The organism is Caulobacter sp. FWC2 (assembly GCF_002742625.1).
In the GTDB taxonomy this organism is placed as follows: Bacteria; Pseudomonadota; Alphaproteobacteria; order Caulobacterales; family Caulobacteraceae; genus Caulobacter.
In genome coordinates this window covers 1,110,755-1,127,923 of record NZ_PEBF01000001.1, presented here as the reverse complement: position 1 = coordinate 1,127,923, position 17,169 = coordinate 1,110,755, and the positions used below count along the sequence as shown (strand labels likewise).

Here is a 17,169-nt window from a genome sequence, read left to right as displayed (position 1 = left end):
GGGTCCCGGCTTTCGCCGGGAAGAACGGATGAAGACTAACTAACGCCCTGCCTCATCCAGCCGTTTCCACACCCCACCCGGCAATTCCAGCCGGGCGGCGGACATCAGTTCGTCCAGTTGCTGGACCGAGGTCGCGCTGGCCAGCGGCGCGGTGATCAGCGGGTGGGCCATGATCCAGGCCAGGGCGACCTGGGCCTGGGACGCGCCAACCCGCGCCGCCGCCTCATCCAGGGCCGCCAGCACCGCACGGCCCTTGTCGTTCCAGTAGTCCCGCCGGATCGTCGCCGCCCGCGCCTTGCCCTCGAAGTCGGCCTCGGTCCGGTACTTGCCGCTCAGGAAGCCAGCGGCCAGGCCGTAGAACGGGATGATCCCCACGCCCTCGGCCTGGGTCAGCTCGGCCACCGCGCCTTCGACCTGGTCTCGGTCGAACAGGTTGAACTTCGGCTGGAGGGTCTCGTAGCGCGCCAGGCCCTTGACCTTCGACCTGTCGAGGCTGGCCTTCAGCCGCTCGAGCGAGAAGTTCGACGCCCCGATCGCCCGCACCTTACCGGCCTTCACCATGCGGTCGAAGGCTTCCAGGGTCTCATCGATCGGCGTCTCGGCATCGTCCCGGTGCGACTGGTAGAGGTCGATATAGTCGGTCCGCAGGCGCTTGAGCGAACCCTCGACCGCCGCCTCGATATTGGCCGCAGACAGGCCCGGCTGCTTGGGCCACATGGCGACCTTGGTGAGGATCAGCACCTTGTCGCGCTTGCCGCTCGCCTTGAGCCAGCGGCCGATCACGCTCTCGGACTCGCCGCCCTCGTGGCCCGGAGCCCAGGCAGAATAGACGTCGGCCGTGTCGACGGCGTTGAAGCCGCCGTCGACGAAGGCGTCCAGCAGCCGGTGCGAGGTCGCCTCGTCCGCCGTCCAGCCGAACACGTTGCCGCCGAAAACGAGCGGCGCGGTCGAAAGGCCGGAGCGGCCGAGGGGGCGATGACGCATGCGAGCTTCCTCTATTCGGCCGCGACCGCCCGTCCGTCCTCGAACACCGGAACGTCCAGCGCGGCCAAGGGCGCCTTGCCCAGCAGCAGGTCCGAGGCCCGCTCGGCGATCATGATGGTCGGGGCGTTGGTGTTGCCGCCGACCAGATTGGGCATGACCGAGGCGTCGATGACCCGCAGGCCGGCCAGGCCCTGCACCCTCAGCTGATCGTCGACCACGGCCAGCGGATCGCCGGCGACGCCCATGCGGCAGGTGCCGACCGGGTGGTAGATGGTCTCGGCTTTCGAGCGGATCCAGGCGTCGAGGTCGGCGTCGGTCTTCACATCCGCGCCCGGGGCGTATTCGGCGTCGCGATAGGGATCGAAGGCGGCCTGGGCGACGGTGTCGCGCGCGATGCGCACACCCTCGCGGATGGCGCGGCGGTCTTCATCCGTGGCCAGATAGTTGGCCAGGATAGTCGGATCGTCGAACGGATCGGCCGAGCGCAGGCCAACCTTGCCGCGGCTTTCCGGACGCAGCTGGCAGACGTGCAGCGTGAAGCCGTCCTTCTCGATCACCGTCTTGCCGTGGTCCTGCATGATGGCCAGCACGCCGTGGATCTGCAGGTCGGGGCGGTCCAGATCGGGCCGCGACTTCAGGAACGCGCCGCTCTCGAGGAACTGCTGCCGACCCAGGCCCTTGCCGAAGATCATGTAGTTGAGGCCAACGCCCAGCTTGTTCAGGCCCTTGTTGGCCGAATAGGCGGTCTTGAGGTTCTTCGCTGTCCACGAAACGCAGACGTCCAGGTGGTCTTGCAGGTTGGCGCCGACACCCTTGGACTCGTGGACCACCGCGACGCCGTGGGCCTTGAGGTCCTCCGGCGCGCCGATGCCCGACAGCTGCAGGATGTGGGGCGACTGCACCGCGCCGGCGCTCAGCAGCACCTCGGCGTCGGCATGGGCGGTCTTCTTCTCGGCGGCCTTGCCGACCACGTAGTCGACGCCGACCGCGCGGCCCTTCTCGACGATGATCCGCGTGGTGCGAGCCTCGGTCACGACGGTCAGGTTCGGACGCGACAACGCCTGGCTGAGATAGGCCATGGCCGCGCTCCAGCGCTGGCCGTCGCGGATGGTCAGATCGTAGGGGCCGAAGCCCTCCTGCTGGAAGCCGTTGAAGTCCTTTGTCGTCTTGTGGCCCGCTTGGCGGCCGGCCTCGACCAGGGTCGAATAGAACGGGCTGTCGCTCTCGCCCTTCGACACGTGCAGCGGACCCTTGTCGCCGTGATAGGCGTCGCCGCCGGCATGATGGGTCTCCGAGCGCTTGAAATAGGGCAGCACCTCTTCGTACGACCAGCCCGACAGGCCCATCTGCCGCCACTGATCGTAGTCGCGCGCGTGGCCGCGGATATAGATCATGCCGTTGATGGCCGAGCTGCCGCCCAGGCCCTTGCCGCGCGGCCACCAGAGCTTGCGGTTGTCGAGGTGGGGTTCGGGCTCGGTCCAGAAGCCCCAGTTCTGCTCGCCCTTGTCCTTGATCAGCTGACCCACGCCAGCCGGCATCTTGACCAGGATGGAGTTGTTCTTGCCGCCAGCCTCCAGCAGCAGGACCTTGATATTAGGGTCTTCCGTCAGCCGCGCGGCCAGCACGCAGCCGGCCGAACCGGCGCCGATGACGACGTAATCAAAGCGTTCGCTGGCCATGGCCCCGACGCCCTCCCTGGAAGGTTATCATTGTTAAGGCAGAGAGTGATCCGGGATCGATCGCCGCGCAAGGTTCCCTCACGACGTCGTTGAAGGAAAACGCCTGTTGTGCGTTCACACTCAACCCGAACCGTGCCAATACTACCCTGAGACGAAATGGAAGCGGGTTCGCCCGCGCCGTTTCGCCACGCGACGCCTTTGGGCGTGGCGAGTTCTTCTCGCGCTTACATGCCTGCGCGAGGAGCGGGAGCGCCGCATCGCATCCCCCCAAACAAGGCGGGCGGCGCTCCCTGAGGTTTCGGCGCTACTCCGCGACCACCTTCAGGTCGCGGACGTAGCGCTTCCAGTTTTCGACATAGTGCAGGGCCGAGCCCTGCAGGATCATGGTGTGGTGCTCCGACACTTCACGCACCACCTTGCCCGGCGCGCCCATGACCATCGAGTTATCGGGGATCTCCTTGCCCTCCGTGATCAGGGCGCCGGCGCCGATCAGGCAGTTCTTCCCGATCCTTGCGCCGTTCAGCACCACCGCGCCGATGCCGATCAGCGAGCCGTCGCCGATCGTGCAGCCGTGAAGCATCACCATGTGGCCGATGGTCACGTTGGCGCCGATGGTCAAGGGAACGCCAGCATCGGTGTGAAGAACAGAGGCGTCCTGGACATTGCTGTTCTCGCCGATCGTGATCGGATCGTTGTCCCCGCGCAGCACCGAACCCCACCAGATACTGGCGTTCTTCTTGAGAATCACATTGCCCATCACGCTGGCCGTGGGAGCGATCCAGTATTCGCCTTGCGGGGGGAGCGTCGGCGTCACGGCGCCCAGGGAATAGACAGTCATCCGTATGCCTCGTTTTCTTGCGCGCCATTTTCCGGTTAACACCCCGGAAACCATAATGCGCCATTGTAGTCAGGCGATTCGAGAGGGAACCTTCCTCACGCGGGGATGATTCTTATCTCGTACGGGTCGGGGGCGACCACCGCCATCGGCCCACCCGCTGACGAAGAAGGTGTAGCTCTTGGCGTTCCGGCGTACAGCACCGCCTATTGGAAGCCCCTCCGGGCCGCCCCGCCGCGCACGCGACTTCGTCTCTATCTTCCAGCTCACATCCAAGGACGACGCCTTTTGGCCTCGTCCTTTTTTATTGCCCTCATGGAGGCTTTGATGACCAAGCGAGCCCTGAAGCGGATGGCGCGCGAAGGCGCGTATGAGACCGGCCAATATGGTGATGACGCCAAGGTGCGTCGCCTGCCGATCGATGTTCGCGAACGGGGGAACAGCTGGAATCCCCTTGGGCATGACGGCGCGCCGAATAATCCCGAGCGCGATCAGAGCTACCTGAAAACCATAAAACCCAAATCGCCAGGCCAGGCGCAGTTGATGGAAGCCATCGACGAGAAGAACCTGGTCATGGCCCTGGGTCCGGCAGGCACCGGCAAGACCTATATCGCCATCTCCAAGGCCGTGGAGGCGCTGGAGGCCGGCAAGGTTGGTCGCATCGTCTTGTCGCGCCCCGCCGTCGAGGCCGGCGAGTCGATCGGCTACCTGCCGGGCGACATGGAGGACAAGCTGGCGCCTTATCTGCGCCCGCTCTACGACGCCCTGACCGATCGCCTGTCGGTCAAGCGCATGCGCGCCCTGATGGCTGAAGGCGCGATCGAGATCGCCCCGGTCGGCTTCATGCGCGGCCGCACCCTGAACAACGCCTTCGTGGTCATCGACGAGGCCCAGAACTGCACCTACATGCAGCTGAAGATGCTGCTGACCCGCCTGGGCTGGAGCTCGACCATGGTCGTCACCGGCGACCCGAACCAGTCGGACCTGCTGCCCGGGATCTCGGGCCTGGCCGACGTCGCGGCGCGGTTCGAGGCGGTCGCCAATATCGCCGTCGTCCGCCTGGCCGACCGCGACATCGTCCGCCACCCGCTGGTCGCGGAGATGCTGGGCGTCCTCTAGCCCTTCATTAAGCACGAACGTTTCCCTGGGGCCCCCCGTTTCGATCCGGAACGGGGGCCTTTGGGCTCTTGAGCCCCGAAATCCGAGCTTGAGTTGCAGGCGGCAGGACGTGCAAGGTCCGCCGTCTTAACTTTTCCGGACTCGTTCATGGCCGACCCCGTAGCGCCGCGCTCAGAATTGACCCTGCGAGGGATCCTCCTCGGCGTCCTGATCACGCTCGTCTTCACCGCCGCCCAGGTCTATCTGGGCCTCAAGGTCGGCCTGACCTTCGCCACCTCGATCCCCGCCGCCGTCATCTCGATGGCCCTGCTGCGGGCGTTCAAGACGGCGACCATCCAGGAAAACAACATCGTCCAGACCATCGCTTCGGCGGCGGGCACGCTGTCGTCGGTGATCTTCGTGCTGCCGGGCCTGCTGATGATCGGCTGGTGGGCGCACGTTCCGTTCCTGCCCACCTTCGGCGCCTGCGCCGTCGGCGGCATCCTGGGCGTGATGTACACGATCCCGCTGCGCCGGGCGCTGGTCACCAACTCCAACCTGCCCTACCCGGAAGGCGTCGCCGCCGCCGAGGTGCTGAAGGTCGGCACCGGCTCGCGTGAAGGCGCCGCCGAGGGCAAGGCCGGCCTGGTCGCCGTCGCCCTGGGCACCCTGGCCTCGGCCGCCTTTGGCGCCCTGGCCGCCGCCAAGATCTTCGCCGCCGAAGTGGCCGGCTACTTCAAGGCCGGCGCCGGCGCGACGGGCCTGGGCGCTTCCAGCTCGCTGGCCCTGATGGGCGCGGGCCACCTGATGGGCATCACCGTCGGCATCGCCATGTTCGCCGGCCTCGCCATCGCCTGGGGCGTGCTGGTCCCGATCATGACCACGATCCACCAGATCCCCGGCGCCAACGCGGCCACCCACGCCCTGACCGTCTGGAAGACCGAAGTGCGCTTCATGGGCGCTGGCGTCATCGGCGCGGCCGCCATCTGGACTCTCGGCAAGCTGGCCGCCCCGATCTGGAGCGGTCTGGTCTCGTCGCTGGACGCCGGCAAGGCCCGCAAGGCCGGTGGCGTCATCCCCCGGATCGAACAGGACATCCCGATCACCATCGTCGGCCTGGTCTCGCTGCTGCTGCTGGCCCCGGCCGGCTGGTTCCTGGCCCACTTCCTGGTCGGCGGCCCGATCGCCCACCTGACGGTCCCGCTGGTCGCCATCGGCATCGGCTATGTCCTGATCGCCGGCCTGCTGGCCGCCGCCGTCTGCGGCTACATGGCCGGCCTGATCGGCTCGTCCAACAGCCCGGTCTCGGGCATCGCCATCCTGACCGTACTGGGCGCCTCGCTGATGGTCGGCGCGGTCGGCCGCGGCCTCATCGGCCCGGACGTCACCAAGGCCCTGGTCGCCTTCGCCCTCTATGTCACCACTGTCGTCCTGGCCGTGGCCGTGGTCGCCAACGACAACCTGCAGGACCTGAAGACCGGCCAGCTGGTCGACGCCACCCCGTGGAAGCAGCAGGTTGGCCTGATCATCGGCGTCATCTCCGGCGCCGTGGTCATCCCCTTCGTGCTGGAGCTGCTGAACCTGTCGAACGGCTTCGCCGGCGCCCCGAACCTGAACGCCATCGCCAATGACCCGCTGGCCGCGCCTCAAGCCACCCTGATCTCGACCCTGGCCAAGGGCGTGTTGGGCGGCGACCTTAACTGGAGCCTGTTGGGGATCGGCGCCCTGATCGGCCTCGCTTTGGTCGCTGTCGACGAGACCCTGCGCAAGACCTCGGCCGGCCGCTACAGCCTGCCCGCCCTGGGCGTGGGCCTGGCCATCTATCTGCCCAGCTCCGTCACCGCCCCCGTCGTGGTCGGCGCCGTCGTCGGCTGGGTCTATGACAAGCTGGTCGACAAGGACGCCACCGGCGAGGCCGCCAAGCGTCTCGGCGTGCTGGTCGCCTCGGGCTTCATCGTCGGCGAGAGCCTGTTCAACGTCGCCCTGGCCGGCCTGATCGTCGGCTCCGGCAAGGGCGAGCCCCTGGCCCTGCCGTTCGCGCCGTCCGAGCACATCGGCATGATCCTGTCCCTGGTCGCCGCGGCAATCGTGGTGTTCGGGCTCTACAACTGGGCGCGCGGCGCGGCCAAGAAGACGGCCGAGGCTTAGGTCTAGGCTAACGAGACCAAGTCAGAGGGCGGGCGGCCGACAGGCCCCCGCCCTTTTTCTTGCCGATCAGGCCGCCGCCAGGATCGTGAACATCACCTCCGACCGCCCCCGATAGCCCAGCGACTCGTAGAGCCCGATGGCCGTGGCGTTGTCGGCGTAGCTGTGCAGGAAGGCCTTCTCGCCGGTCGCCAGGATGGTGGCCGTCACCTCGCGCAACAGTCGGGCGGCGTAGCCCTGGCCGCGATGGTCGGGGTGGACGCAGACGCCGCTGGCCTCGGTAAAGCCGTCGGGCCGCATCCGCTGGCCGGCCATGGCCACCAGCTGCCCCGCCACCCGCACGCCGATGAAGTCGCCCAACTGGTGGGTGCGCGAAAAGAACGGGCCGGGCTTGGTCAGGGTAGCCAGGGCCAGCATCTCGGCGGCGTCGACATCGCCCAGCGGCAGCATGTCGAAGGGTGCGTCCCAGGCTGGCGCGACGGTCTCGGCGACCATCTGCAGGCACGGGGAACTGGAGACGATCCGCGTCCCGGGCGGCGCCGGCGGCGGGGTCAGCGCGATCAGGCCGACGGTCCCCATTTCGCGGACCAGCGCACCCAGGTCGGCCAGGCTCTCGGGGCTGTCATCCAGCGTCCCGGCGAACAGGCCAAAGTCCGGATGCATCCGGATCGCCCCGCCGCGCTGGATGGCCAGGTGTTGCTGACGTCCCGTCAGGGTGGCTATGGCGGGACGATCCAGGACGTGAGCGGTCATGCGTCCATTCAAGCGGGACAATAGGCGGCGATCAACGCCTTGACGGCGCCCACCACGGCCTTGGCCGGCTTGTCGTCGCCGTCGAACATCTGGCTGGAGGTGAAGACGCCCTCGATCAGTAGCATCATGGCGTCGCCCAGCGCCTTGGGATCGGACGCGCCCATCTCGACGGCCTTGGCCCGCAGGCGATCGCGCAGCACCTGCTTGTGGACCTGAGACACCTGCCGGCCGGCGTGCTGCCGGTCGGGATATTCGACCACGGCGTTGGACAGGTTGCAGCCGCGATAGTCGTCCCCGCCCGAGCGGTCGGACAACACACTGAAATAGGCGACCATCTGGGCCCTGGCGTCGTTCGGATACAGGGCCTCGGCCGCCTCGAACCGCTCCCAGAAGCCGACCTCGACCTCGCGCAACACGGCCGCGACCAGCTCGTCCTTGGACTTGTAGCTGCGATAGAGGCTGGGCTTGGTCACGCCGGCCTTGGTGACGATCTCGTCCACCCCGACCGCGCGGATGCCTTCGCGATAGAACAGCTCGCGGGCGGTGTCGAAGATGCGTTCGGCCGCGCGCGGGGTCGGACCATAGGGTCCTTTGAGGATTTCTTCGGGCGTTCGATCTGACATGGCTCTTGACGATGTTACTTACCGGTACGTATGTAGCCGAACAACCCCGTACCGATCGGTTACATAGAGACGCCGCATGACCACCGCCAGCCGTCAGGCCAACCGCCGCCCGTTCGGGCAGAACTACGCCTTCGTGGTCGCCGGCGCGATCTTCCTGGCCTTGCTCGCGGCCGCTGGCCTCCGGGCCGCGCCGGGCGTGCTGATCCTGCCGCTGGAGAAGGCCTTCGGCTGGGACCGTGGCGTGATCTCGCTGGCCGCCGCCGTCGGCATCTTCCTCTATGGTCTCACGGGTCCCTTCGCCGCGGCGCTGATGCAGTCGTTCGGCCTCCGCAAGACGGTGACCCTGGCCCTGCTGCTAATGGCGGCTTCGACGGGGCTTTCGGCCTTCATGACTGCGTCCTGGCAGTACGTCGCCACCTGGGGCGTACTGGCGGGCTTTGGCAGCGGCGCGGTGGCCATGGTGCTGGGCGCGACGGTGGTGAACCGATGGTTCGTCGCCCGGCGCGGCCTGATGCTGGGGCTGCTGACCGCCTCGACGGCCACCGGCTCGCTGATCTTCCTGCCTGGCATGGCCCTGATCGCCGACCACGGCGGCTGGAAGCCGGTCGTCATCACCGTCGCGATCGTCTGCCTGGTCCTGGCCCCGCTGGTCTGGCTGCTGATCCCCGAGCGCCCCGCCGATGTCGGCCTGAGACCCTATGGCGCGCCGGACGACTACGAGGCCCCCGCCCCGCTGAACGGCGCCAACGCCCTGGCCTACGCCTTCCAGGCCCTGGGGCGGGCGGCCAAGACGCGGACGTTCTGGCTGCTGTTCCTGGGCTTCTTCATCTGCGGCCTGACCACCAACGGCCTGGTCGGCGTCCACATGATCGCCTTCTGCGGCGACCGGGGCATGCCCGAGGTCAAGGCCGCCGGCCTGCTCGCGCTGATGGGGCTGTTCGACCTGTTCGGCACGACGGCTTCGGGCTGGCTGACCGACCGCTATGACAGCCGCAAGCTCTTGTTCGTCTACTACGTGCTGCGCGGGCTCTCGCTGATCTACCTGCCGTTCTCGGACTTCTCGGTGATCAGCCTGTCGGCGTTCGCAGTGTTCTACGGCCTGGACTGGATCGCTACCGTGCCGCCGACCGTGCGCCTGGCCACCCAGGCTTTCGGCGAGCGTGACGGCCCCATCGTGTTCGGCTGGATCGCGGCCGGCCACCAGATCGGCGCGGCCACGGCGGCCATCGGCGCGGGCATGATCCGCGCCAGCCAGGGCCAGTATGTCGAGGCCTTCATCATCGCGGGCGCGGCGGGCCTCGTCGCCGGCGTGGCGTCGCTGATGATCCGCCGCGCGGTCCCCAAGCCAGCCCTGGCCTGAGGCGCGCGGCGATCAGAGACGCTTAGTCCAGGTCTTCGGCCAGGATGGCCATTTCGAACATGAACGAGCCGTCTTCGTCTTCGTCCTGGAAGAGCACGCCGATGAACTCACCGGCGACTTCGACCTCGGCCGAGTCCTTCTGCTTGGGGCGCGGCTTCACGGCGATGTGCGGGTTGCCGAAGGTGCGCTTCAGGTGCTTTTCGAGCTTGGCGATGTCGTTGGCGTCCACGGGGGGCCTCTTGTTCTAGCTGTGCGCCCGGGAGCGCGTGATCGGGGCGAAACTAGCGTCCGGGGCGTGGGGCGCAAGCGCTTCCGGCGGATGAGGTGTGGACGCTCCTTCCGCTAGCAGCCAGTCGCGGAACAACAAGGCTCCCTCACCCGCCCCATCGAGCGGCGTCAGGGCCACGATGCTGGACCGTCCGGGCGTGAAGCCAAGCGGCGCGACCAGCCGTCCGCTGGCCAGATCGCGCTGTACGAACGACCACGGGCCGATGGCAACGCCCAGGCCAGCCGCCGCACCTTCGAGCATGTAGAAGTAGTGGTCGAACTCCTGGGTGCTGACCGGATCGGGGATCGATGCGAGATCCCGGTTTCGGGTCCAGTCGGACCAGCTCTCGACGAAGGTGCGGGTCAACAGGCGCGGCATGGCGCAGATCTCGTCCAGGGTCATGCCCTTGCGCGCCAGCTCCGGGGCCATGACCGGGCCGTGGAAGTGCTCCATGAAGGGCGTGACCTCGGAGTCGTCGGAATGGTGGTCGCCCAGGAACCGCATGCGGATGGCCAGGTCGACGCCGTCCCCCTTGAAGTCGAAGGGGCCATTGGACTCAGCCACCCGCACCGGGATGTCGGGATGCGCCGCCTGAAAGACCGGCAGGCGCGGGATCAGCCACTTCATGGCGAAGGTCGGCAGGCAGGAGACGACCAGCGGCCTGGGGCCGGCCTGGACCGGACGTGGTACGGCCGCCTCGATCTGGTCGAAGGCCGGCGACAGGGCCTGGGCCAGTTTCAGCCCGGCTTCGGTCATGCGCAGTCGCGTACGCGGCCCTTCGGTCAGGGCGACGCCCAGATGCTCTTCCAGCTGGCGGATCTGGCGGCTGACCGCGCCGTGGGTCACGCACAGCTCGTCGGCGGCCAGGGTCATTCGGCCGTGGCGGCCAAACGCCTCGAAGGCGCGCAAGGCGTTCAGGGAGGGGAGCTGACGGCGGGCCATGTGATTAAACCTCACAGAAGCCCGACCGATAAGTCGTTATCCGAGCGCGCGCAACCGATGGATAGTCGCGCCCATGCCCGCCGCCGCCCCGCACCGCATCACCCTGCTCCAAGTCCTGGCCCTGATGGCGATCTGGACGGGGGTGATCTACGGCGTCACAGCCAAGCGGCCGTCGCAGGTCGATGAAATCTCACTGAAGAAACCCGCCCTCGTCGCCTGCGCCAAGCAGGGCTGATCGAGAAGAAACCATACCCCACATAGGGGTGGGCCCCGGCGCGTTACGCTGCCGGGGCCCAGGTCCGCCCACTAGGTCGGGGGGGCGTAGAGGGGCGGACATGAGATAAACGCCAGCCCTCGAACGTGGTTCCGCCAGCTATTGCGGCGACGACAATTTAATCTCGAACAGCTTGGGCCACAGCTTGCCGGTGACGAACAGGCGGTCGCCGGCGGCGTCATAGGCGATGCCGTTCAGCACATCGTCGCGCGTGCCCGTGACCCCGGCCTCCTTCAGCAGGCCCGCCAGTTCGATCCAGCCCGTGACATTGCCGGTCTTGACGTCGATGCGGGCGATGCGGGTCGTCTGCCAGACATTGGCCAGCAGCTCGCCCTTCACCCATTCCAGCTCGTTGAGATTGCGCACCGGCACGCCATGGTCGGTGACCTCGATGCGGCCGGTCTCTTTCAGGGTTTCAGGATCCAGGAACCGGATGAACGAGGTGCCGTCGCTCATCATGATCCGCTTGTCGTCGCGGGTCAGGGCCCAGCCCTCGCCCGGATAGCTGAACTCGCCGATCCGCTCGAAGGTGTCGATGTCGTAGATGATCCCGGTCTCATCGGTCCAGGTCAGCTCGTAGAGCCGGTTCTTCCAGTCGACGATGCCCTCGCCGAAATAGCGGCTGTCGACGATGCGCTCCTGCTCGGAGACGCCGGTCTCCAGGTTCCACTTGCGAATGAACGACCGGCCCTTCAGGCCCGTGCTCTCGAAGATGAAGCCGTCGCGGTAGAACAGACCTTCGGTGAAGGCGGCGGTATCGTGCGGATAGGCCTTCACGACGGTGTAGCCGCCGACCGGCGCGGTGGCGGCGAGCGCGGGCGCGCCAACCAGAAGAGCAGCGGCGAGGACGAGGCCGTTCAGGCTACGCAGGAGGGATCGCACAGAGATCTCGCCCAATCAGATTTCGTACGAATAGACGGTCTCAGCCAGGGTGTGGTCCATGGTCCGGGCCGGCTCCTCGCAGGTGGGGCAGTTGACCAGGCGGGCGGGCACGCCGGCCGCGGTGCAGTGGGCCGGCACGGGGCGCAGCACCACCGAGCCCGAGGCGATCTTCGCGTAGTCGCCGACCGTGATGTTGCCCAGCACCTTGGCGCCCGCGCCCAACAGGACGCCGTTGCCGATCTTGGGGTGACGGTCGCCGCGTTCGGCGCCGGTGCCGCCCAGGGTCACGCCGTGCAGCATCGAGACGTCATCGCCCACCACCGCGGTCTCGCCGATGACGATGCCGGTGCCGTGGTCGATGAACACGCCCTTGCCGATCCTGGCGGCCGGGTTGATGTCGACCTGGAAGATCTCGCTGGCGCGGCTCTGCAGATAGAAGGCCAGGGTCTCGCGACCCTCGTTCCACAGCCAGTGCGACACGCGATGGGTCTGCAGGGCCAGGAAGCCCTTGAAGAACAGGAACGGCTGGACATAGCCCTTGCAGGCCGGATCGCGCTCGAACACGGCGCGAAGGTCGGCCTCGGCGGCCTCGACCAGGCTGGGATCGCTCTTGAAGGCGTCGGCTGCGAACTCGCGCGCCGTCATCGCCCGCATCTCCTGGTCGCCCAGCTTGCGGGCAAGCTGGAAGGTCAGGGCGTCGGCCAGATTATCGTGGCTCAGGATCACCGCGTTCAGCAGCGACGCCAGGGCCGGCTCGGCCTTGGCCGCGTGTTCGGCCTGGTTGCGCAGCGCCACCCAGACGGGGGTGTCCGTCTCCGACGTCACGACTTCCAGAGGCTTGGCCATCGGGCTCTCCCTTCCCCGAGCGCATAAGCGAAACCGCGAGCGGTTTCGACATGCGCTCCGACCTAAAAACTTGGGCCTGTTTATCCGGTTCAGATTTCATCTGACCGGACAGGCCCAGCAGGCGGTACTCATAGAGCATCTTGATAAGAAATGCTCCCCCGACGCGACGAACGCCGGCTATTCCAGGATGAGAGCCGCCAACTCGGCCGGCAGTTCCCCTCGAACGGCCATATGGTGCGTCCGGAGCAGTAACGCCACCGTAATTGCGTCCGGCATGTGGCCGGCGACCGCCGCCTCCAGCGCCTCGCCGAACGGCACGCGGGCGACGGCTAGGTCCTCGGTCTCGTCCGGCGCGGTCTGGGTGGGCGACAGCTCCATGGCCAGGAAGCCGTAGGCGATCTCGTCAGTCACCGAGTTGGAAAGCTCCATCCGCAGGATCTGACGCCAGTCGGCGGCCTGAAGGCCCACCTCCTCGGCCAGTTCGCGCTTGGCCCCGTCCAGCGGATCCTCGCCGTGCGGCGCACCGCCCTCGGGCAGCTCCCAGCTGTAGTTGGCGAGCGAGAAGCGGTTCTGTCCGACCAGCGTCACCGTGCCGTCCGCGTGCAGCGGCACGACGCCGATCGCCTGGTTCTTGAACCCCACCTTGCCGTATAGCGCCGGCCGGCCCGTCGGGGCGATGGCCTGATACTCGGTCAGGGTGATCCACGGGTTGTCGTACACGACTTGACGGGACGAGACGCCCCAGGGCTTTCCGTGCGGCTTCAGCCAAATAGGCTTAGGAGGGCCGGGCTTTTCGGACATGCGAGGGCTCGCGACTTGTGGCGGCCGCTCGGCGGCCATAGTTGATCGGGCTTATAACGCTTCGGAGACATCGTCTTGGCCGCTTCCGTTCCCGCCGCCCCCGAATTCGCCGAGACGCTGCCGATCGAGGCGTCGCCCGAAGTCGTCGCCTTCCTGGCCAAGCGCCGCTCGGCTTCGGCCATGAGCCTGGCCGCCCCGGGGCCGGACGACATCCAACTGGCCGACCTCCTGCGCATCGCCGCCCGGGTGCCCGACCATGGCAAGCTGGCCCCGTGGCGGTTCGTGATCCTGAGAGGCGCGGCCAAGAACACGTTCGCCGAGCAGATCACCCAACTGGCCGACAGCCAGGCCAACCCGGCCAAGGCGAACGCCGCCCTGCGCAAGCTGACCCGCCCGCCGGTCGCCGTCGCCGTGATCTCGCGCTTCATGCCCGGCGAGATCCCCGAGTGGGAACAGCGCCAGAGCGCCTCGGCGGTCTGCCACCAGATGCTGCTGGCCGCCGCCGCGCTCGGCTGGGGGGCCAACTGGATCACCGACTGGTACAGCTACGACCCGCGCGCGACGGCGATCCTGGGTCTGGCCGAAGGCGAGCAGGTCGCCGGCTACCTCTATCTGGGCACGGCGACCGAGCCGCCGCAGGAGCGCGTGCGCCCCGATGTGGGGGCGATCACCACGGAATGGAGCCCTAACTAGGCTCGCCGCGTTGCTTCCGCACAACGAGGACACCCCATGGCCAAGCGTAGAGACCCCTGGACGAGCCTGGCCTTCGATTCCTGGTCCTTGGGGCTGGAAGCCTCGACCGTGATCGGCCTGCGCATGATGAAGCTCGCCGCCGGCGGCGCGGCCGCCCAGGCGGAGGCCCAGCTGATGGTCGGCGAGAAGGTCGCGACCAGCGTGACCTTGCCGATGCTGGCCATGACCGGCCAGCTGGGCGCGTCCGGGCCCGCGATCGCCGCGCGCTCTCTCGCGCATCTGCGCAAGAAGGTGCGGGCCAACAGGCGGCGCCTGGCCAAGGGCTAGGCCTCGACCGCCAGCCCCAACCGCGCCTGCACGACCTTCACATAGGTCGGCCCTACCGGCACGGCGACACCGTCCCGCAGCACCAGTGCGATCAGCCCCTTGCCGAGGCGATTGACCGCCTCGACCCGGTCGGGGCTGACGAACGCCGAGCGGTGGACGCGGATCATCCTGTTGGGATCCAGGCCCTGCTCCAGGGCGCTCATGGTGATGCGGTGGATGTGGCTGCGGGTGGCGGTGTGCAGCAGGACATAGTCCTTGGCCGCCTCGATCCAGTCGATCTCGCTGACCGCCACGCGGACATGGCCGTGGCGAGTGGCGACCCAGATGCCGTCCAGATCATTCTCGCGGACCGGCGCGGTCGCCGCCTCGGCCTGTTCGAAGACCTTCTGCAAGGTGTGGCGACGCCGGGCGCGCTCGACAGCCTGGCGCAGGCGATCGAAGCGCACGGGCTTGAGCAGATAGTCCGCAGCCTCCACCGCGAAGGCGTCAGCGGCATAGACCTCGAACGCGGTGACGAACACGATCTCGGGCCGGCGTTCGGCCGGCAGTTCCGAGGCCAGGGCCAGACCGCTCAGCTCGGGCATCTGTATGTCCAGCATCACGAGATCGGGCGAGAGGTCGGCTATGGCCTCGGCCGCCTCGCGGCCATTGCGGGCCACGCCGACCAGCTCGGTGTCGGGGATTTGATCGAACAGGGCCGTCAGCCGCTCCAAGGCGGCGGGCTCGTCGTCGACCAGAAGGACCTTCAGCCGCATCAAGCCGCCCTCGCCTGGGCTTCCATCGCTAGCGGAATGCGCATCAGCACCAGGAAGCCGCGCTCGCGTGGGGCCGCCTGCAAGACGCCCCGCGCGCCATACAGCACCTCCAGCCGCTGGCGAACATTGGTCAGCCCCACGCCCATGCCGCCCGCCGCGTGGGTCCCCACGGGGTTTGATGCCTCGCCGTCGTCCTCGACGATCACCACCAGGTCGTCGCCGTCTCGCGAGGCCTCCAGGCGGATGGTCACCGGCCGGCTGGTCGGGGCGACGCCGTGCTTGACCGCGTTCTCGATCAGCGGCTGCAGCACGAAGCTCGGGACCAACGCCCCGCGCAGCTCGTTGGGGCACGAGAACTCGACGCCCAGGCGGTCGCGAAAGCGCACGCTCTCGATCTCGAGATAGGCCTGCAAGGTGGCCAGCTCGTCCTCCAGCGGGATGATCGCCTGGGGATCGGCCGCCAGGGTCAGACGCAAGAACTCGGCGAGGCGCGCCAGCATCGCCTCGGCCTCGTCGTTACGGCCGGTGATCACCGAGGCCGAGACGGCGTTCAGGGTGTTGAACAGGAAGTGCGGATTGAGCTGATAGCGCAGAGCCGCCAGCCGCGCGGCGCTGGCCTGGGCCTCGGCGGCCAGGGCCTGAGCGCGGGCGTCGGCCAGCTGGCGCTCACGCTCGCGCGTCACCCGCACGGCGATCATCATCAGATATAGCGCGCTCAGCAGGGCGAACATCCAGCCGGCGACCATGAACTGGCTGGCGAAGCGGCTGGCGATTAGCCGGGCCGTGGGATGGGCGCCGTCGAGGATGAGGCGCGCCTGGCCGCCCGCCAGCATGTCGAACACGGCCATGGTGAGCGCGGCGACCAGCAGGGTCGGCAGCATGGCCGTGAAGCGCGCGGGCTGTTCATCCCGCTCCGTGCGGGCGGCGCGGCGGTAGACCAGCACGGACATGAACAGGCCGGCGACCATGAACAGCAGGAAGCTGGCGATCATGCCGCTCGGCGGGGCCTTGCCAGCCGCGAGGTAAGGCAGGCTGAACAGCAGCGTGTCCAGACCCCAGACGCCCAGGGTCAGGATCGCCGCCTGCCTGGAGAGATGCGGCTGCGAGAGATGGGATCGTGAGCCGGCGTCCGGATCGGTCATGCCGGCAGTCTAGCCGAAGGCGGAAAAAGCGCAGCCCGCGTCGGACGCGCCGGCGTCGGCTTTCGTCGCTCCGCCGCCAGTGCAGGCGGCCCGGTCGCATGCGACCCGACAGAGCGGCTCAACCGGCCGATGAGGAGGCGACCGTCCCGGACATCAGGCGACGCCCGGCAAATCCCTCGCACGAGCACGCCCCGTTCGGGACGGTCATCTCCAAAACAGACTTCGTCGCCGCGCCTCAAAGGTGCGGCGACGCCTTTTTAGCCTCGGCCGCGATACGGGGCCACGCCCTGGTCGGGGACCCACAGGCCCTCCGGCGCCGGGCCGGTCTGCCAGAAGACGTCGATCGGGATGCCGCCGCGCGGGTACCAGTAACCGCCGATGCGCAGCCAGCGGGGCTGGGCGACCTCGACGATCTTGCGGGCGACCTTCACCGTGCAATCCTCGTGGAACGAGCCGTGGTTGCGGAAGCTGGTCAGATAGAGCTTCAGCGACTTGCTCTCGATCAGCCAGTCGCCCGGCGCGTAGTCGATCACGAGGTGGGCGAAGTCCGGCTGGCCGGTGACGGGACACAGCGAGGTGAACTCCGGCGCGACGAAGCGGGCCAGATACAGCACGTCATGCTGCGGATTGGGCACGCGCTCAAGGACGGCGGCTTCGGGGCTGTCGGGCGCGTCGACGACGCGGCCCAGTTGGGTGACGTTGAGATCGGTCATCGCCGCGATTTAGGCTTCCCAAGCTTGCGAGACAAGCCGCGCGCCCCCC

The 17,169-nt window shown here is 67.8% G+C and carries 19 protein-coding genes; 6 read left to right on the top strand and 13 right to left on the bottom strand.

Annotation, left to right across the window (positions count from 1 at the left end; translation table 11 throughout):
• Nucleotides 1-39: 39 nt before the first annotated feature.
• The 3 genes from CSW62_RS05435 to CSW62_RS05425 all read right to left on the bottom strand — a co-directional run bounded on the left by CSW62_RS05435 (nt 40) and on the right by CSW62_RS05425 (nt 3,501).
• Entirely contained in the window at nt 40-984 is a 945-nt protein-coding gene (locus CSW62_RS05435) for an aldo/keto reductase (RefSeq protein WP_099576152.1), read from the bottom strand.
• A gap of 11 nt (nt 985-995) precedes the next feature.
• Nucleotides 996-2,663, bottom strand: coding sequence for a choline dehydrogenase (locus CSW62_RS05430; protein WP_099576151.1), 1,668 nt, complete (start codon nt 2,661-2,663; stop codon nt 996-998).
• Nucleotides 2,664-2,967: 304 nt separating this feature from the next.
• Nucleotides 2,968-3,501 (bottom strand): gamma carbonic anhydrase family protein, encoded by a 534-nt coding sequence (locus CSW62_RS05425; RefSeq protein ID WP_099576150.1) that lies wholly within the window; start codon nt 3,499-3,501, stop codon nt 2,968-2,970.
• Between the two features lie 312 nt (nt 3,502-3,813).
• On the opposite strand from CSW62_RS05425, the gene CSW62_RS05420 reads away from it, so the two are divergent.
• On the top strand, nt 3,814-4,617 hold the full coding sequence (locus tag CSW62_RS05420) for a PhoH family protein (RefSeq protein WP_099576149.1): 804 nt from the start codon (nt 3,814-3,816) through the stop codon (nt 4,615-4,617).
• A 147-nt stretch (nt 4,618-4,764) separates the two neighbouring features.
• Nucleotides 4,765-6,744 carry an OPT family oligopeptide transporter gene (locus CSW62_RS05415; protein WP_099576148.1) on the top strand — a complete coding sequence of 660 codons (1,980 nt, stop codon included), beginning with the start codon at nt 4,765-4,767 and terminating at the stop codon, nt 6,742-6,744.
• Between the two features lie 66 nt (nt 6,745-6,810).
• Here CSW62_RS05415 and CSW62_RS05410 read toward each other — a convergent pair whose 3' ends face one another.
• On the bottom strand, nt 6,811-7,494 hold the full coding sequence (locus tag CSW62_RS05410) for a GNAT family N-acetyltransferase (RefSeq protein WP_099576147.1): 684 nt from the start codon (nt 7,492-7,494) through the stop codon (nt 6,811-6,813).
• Between the two features lie 8 nt (nt 7,495-7,502).
• Nucleotides 7,503-8,117 carry a TetR/AcrR family transcriptional regulator gene (locus CSW62_RS05405; RefSeq protein ID WP_099576146.1) on the bottom strand — a complete coding sequence of 205 codons (615 nt, stop codon included), beginning with the start codon at nt 8,115-8,117 and terminating at the stop codon, nt 7,503-7,505.
• 76 nt (nt 8,118-8,193) lie between these two features.
• On the opposite strand from CSW62_RS05405, the gene CSW62_RS05400 reads away from it, so the two are divergent.
• On the top strand, nt 8,194-9,477 hold the full coding sequence (locus tag CSW62_RS05400; protein WP_099576145.1) for an MFS transporter: 1,284 nt from the start codon (nt 8,194-8,196) through the stop codon (nt 9,475-9,477).
• 22 nt (nt 9,478-9,499) lie between these two features.
• Here CSW62_RS05400 and CSW62_RS05395 read toward each other — a convergent pair whose 3' ends face one another.
• A complete protein-coding gene (locus tag CSW62_RS05395; RefSeq protein ID WP_099576144.1) occupies nt 9,500-9,706 on the bottom strand; it encodes a DUF3126 family protein in 207 nt (68 codons plus the stop codon).
• A 15-nt stretch (nt 9,707-9,721) separates the two neighbouring features.
• Nucleotides 9,722-10,687 carry a LysR substrate-binding domain-containing protein gene (locus CSW62_RS05390; protein ID WP_099576143.1) on the bottom strand — a complete coding sequence of 322 codons (966 nt, stop codon included), beginning with the start codon at nt 10,685-10,687 and terminating at the stop codon, nt 9,722-9,724.
• Nucleotides 10,688-10,760: 73 nt separating this feature from the next.
• On the opposite strand from CSW62_RS05390, the gene CSW62_RS26315 reads away from it, so the two are divergent.
• Nucleotides 10,761-10,922, top strand: a complete 162-nt coding sequence (locus CSW62_RS26315; protein ID WP_158235390.1) for a hypothetical protein — start codon at nt 10,761-10,763, stop codon at nt 10,920-10,922.
• Between the two features lie 138 nt (nt 10,923-11,060).
• Here the strand turns inward: CSW62_RS26315 and CSW62_RS05385 are convergent, their stop codons facing one another.
• From CSW62_RS05385 to CSW62_RS05375, 3 genes are all read right to left on the bottom strand, one after another.
• A complete protein-coding gene (locus CSW62_RS05385; RefSeq protein ID WP_099582182.1) occupies nt 11,061-11,843 on the bottom strand; it encodes a glutaminyl-peptide cyclotransferase in 783 nt (260 codons plus the stop codon).
• A 15-nt stretch (nt 11,844-11,858) separates the two neighbouring features.
• On the bottom strand, nt 11,859-12,689 hold the full coding sequence (cysE, locus tag CSW62_RS05380) for a serine O-acetyltransferase (RefSeq protein ID WP_099576142.1): 831 nt from the start codon (nt 12,687-12,689) through the stop codon (nt 11,859-11,861).
• 177 nt (nt 12,690-12,866) lie between these two features.
• Nucleotides 12,867-13,529, bottom strand: a complete 663-nt coding sequence (locus CSW62_RS05375; protein WP_369827429.1) for an NUDIX domain-containing protein — start codon at nt 13,527-13,529, stop codon at nt 12,867-12,869.
• Nucleotides 13,530-13,565: 36 nt separating this feature from the next.
• On the opposite strand from CSW62_RS05375, the gene CSW62_RS05370 reads away from it, so the two are divergent.
• Together CSW62_RS05370 and CSW62_RS05365 are read left to right on the top strand one after the other, a co-directional pair.
• Entirely contained in the window at nt 13,566-14,183 is a 618-nt protein-coding gene (locus tag CSW62_RS05370; RefSeq protein ID WP_099576140.1) for a nitroreductase, read from the top strand.
• 36 nt (nt 14,184-14,219) lie between these two features.
• Complete coding sequence (locus tag CSW62_RS05365) at nt 14,220-14,510, top strand: hypothetical protein (protein ID WP_099576139.1); 291 nt, start codon at nt 14,220-14,222, stop codon at nt 14,508-14,510.
• On the opposite strand, the gene CSW62_RS05360 is transcribed toward CSW62_RS05365, so the two are convergent.
• The 3 genes from CSW62_RS05360 to queF form a co-directional block, all read right to left on the bottom strand.
• Nucleotides 14,507-15,265 (bottom strand): LytTR family DNA-binding domain-containing protein, encoded by a 759-nt coding sequence (locus tag CSW62_RS05360; protein ID WP_199170521.1) that lies wholly within the window; start codon nt 15,263-15,265, stop codon nt 14,507-14,509. The two genes, CSW62_RS05365 and CSW62_RS05360, sit on opposite strands and share 4 nt — an antisense overlap.
• Nucleotides 15,265-16,407: a sensor histidine kinase gene (locus CSW62_RS05355; RefSeq protein ID WP_099576138.1), complete on the bottom strand. Its 1,143-nt coding sequence runs from the start codon at nt 16,405-16,407 to the stop codon at nt 15,265-15,267. The genes CSW62_RS05360 and CSW62_RS05355 overlap by 1 nt, the downstream gene beginning before the upstream one ends.
• 257 nt (nt 16,408-16,664) lie before the next feature.
• Complete coding sequence (queF, locus tag CSW62_RS05350; protein ID WP_099576137.1) at nt 16,665-17,120, bottom strand: preQ(1) synthase; 456 nt, start codon at nt 17,118-17,120, stop codon at nt 16,665-16,667.
• Nucleotides 17,121-17,169 lie beyond the last annotated feature (49 nt).

Excerpts from the sequence above, each read along its gene's own strand:
- CSW62_RS05425 (WP_099576150.1), bottom strand. The coding sequence starts at position 3,501 with ATGACTGTCTATTCCCTGGGCGCCGTGACGCCGACGCTCCCCCCGCAA.
- CSW62_RS05430 (WP_099576151.1), bottom strand. The coding sequence starts at position 2,663 with ATGGCCAGCGAACGCTTTGATTACGTCGTCATCGGCGCCGGTTCGGCC.
- CSW62_RS05410 (WP_099576147.1), bottom strand. The coding sequence starts at position 7,494 with ATGACCGCTCACGTCCTGGATCGTCCCGCCATAGCCACCCTGACGGGA.
- CSW62_RS05420 (WP_099576149.1), top strand. The coding sequence starts at position 3,814 with ATGGAGGCTTTGATGACCAAGCGAGCCCTGAAGCGGATGGCGCGCGAA.
- queF (WP_099576137.1), bottom strand. The coding sequence starts at position 17,120 with ATGACCGATCTCAACGTCACCCAACTGGGCCGCGTCGTCGACGCGCCC.
- cysE (WP_099576142.1), bottom strand. The coding sequence starts at position 12,689 with ATGGCCAAGCCTCTGGAAGTCGTGACGTCGGAGACGGACACCCCCGTC.
- CSW62_RS05415 (WP_099576148.1), top strand. The coding sequence starts at position 4,765 with ATGGCCGACCCCGTAGCGCCGCGCTCAGAATTGACCCTGCGAGGGATC.
- CSW62_RS05360 (WP_199170521.1), bottom strand. The coding sequence starts at position 15,265 with ATGCGGCTGAAGGTCCTTCTGGTCGACGACGAGCCCGCCGCCTTGGAG.
- CSW62_RS05375 (WP_369827429.1), bottom strand. The coding sequence starts at position 13,529 with ATGGCCGCCGAGCGGCCGCCACAAGTCGCGAGCCCTCGCATGTCCGAA.
- CSW62_RS05400 (WP_099576145.1), top strand. The coding sequence starts at position 8,194 with ATGACCACCGCCAGCCGTCAGGCCAACCGCCGCCCGTTCGGGCAGAAC.
- CSW62_RS26315 (WP_158235390.1), top strand. The coding sequence starts at position 10,761 with ATGCCCGCCGCCGCCCCGCACCGCATCACCCTGCTCCAAGTCCTGGCC.
- CSW62_RS05435 (WP_099576152.1), bottom strand. The coding sequence starts at position 984 with ATGCGTCATCGCCCCCTCGGCCGCTCCGGCCTTTCGACCGCGCCGCTC.
- CSW62_RS05365 (WP_099576139.1), top strand. The coding sequence starts at position 14,220 with ATGGCCAAGCGTAGAGACCCCTGGACGAGCCTGGCCTTCGATTCCTGG.
- CSW62_RS05390 (WP_099576143.1), bottom strand. The coding sequence starts at position 10,687 with ATGGCCCGCCGTCAGCTCCCCTCCCTGAACGCCTTGCGCGCCTTCGAG.
- CSW62_RS05405 (WP_099576146.1), bottom strand. The coding sequence starts at position 8,117 with ATGTCAGATCGAACGCCCGAAGAAATCCTCAAAGGACCCTATGGTCCG.
- CSW62_RS05355 (WP_099576138.1), bottom strand. The coding sequence starts at position 16,407 with ATGACCGATCCGGACGCCGGCTCACGATCCCATCTCTCGCAGCCGCAT.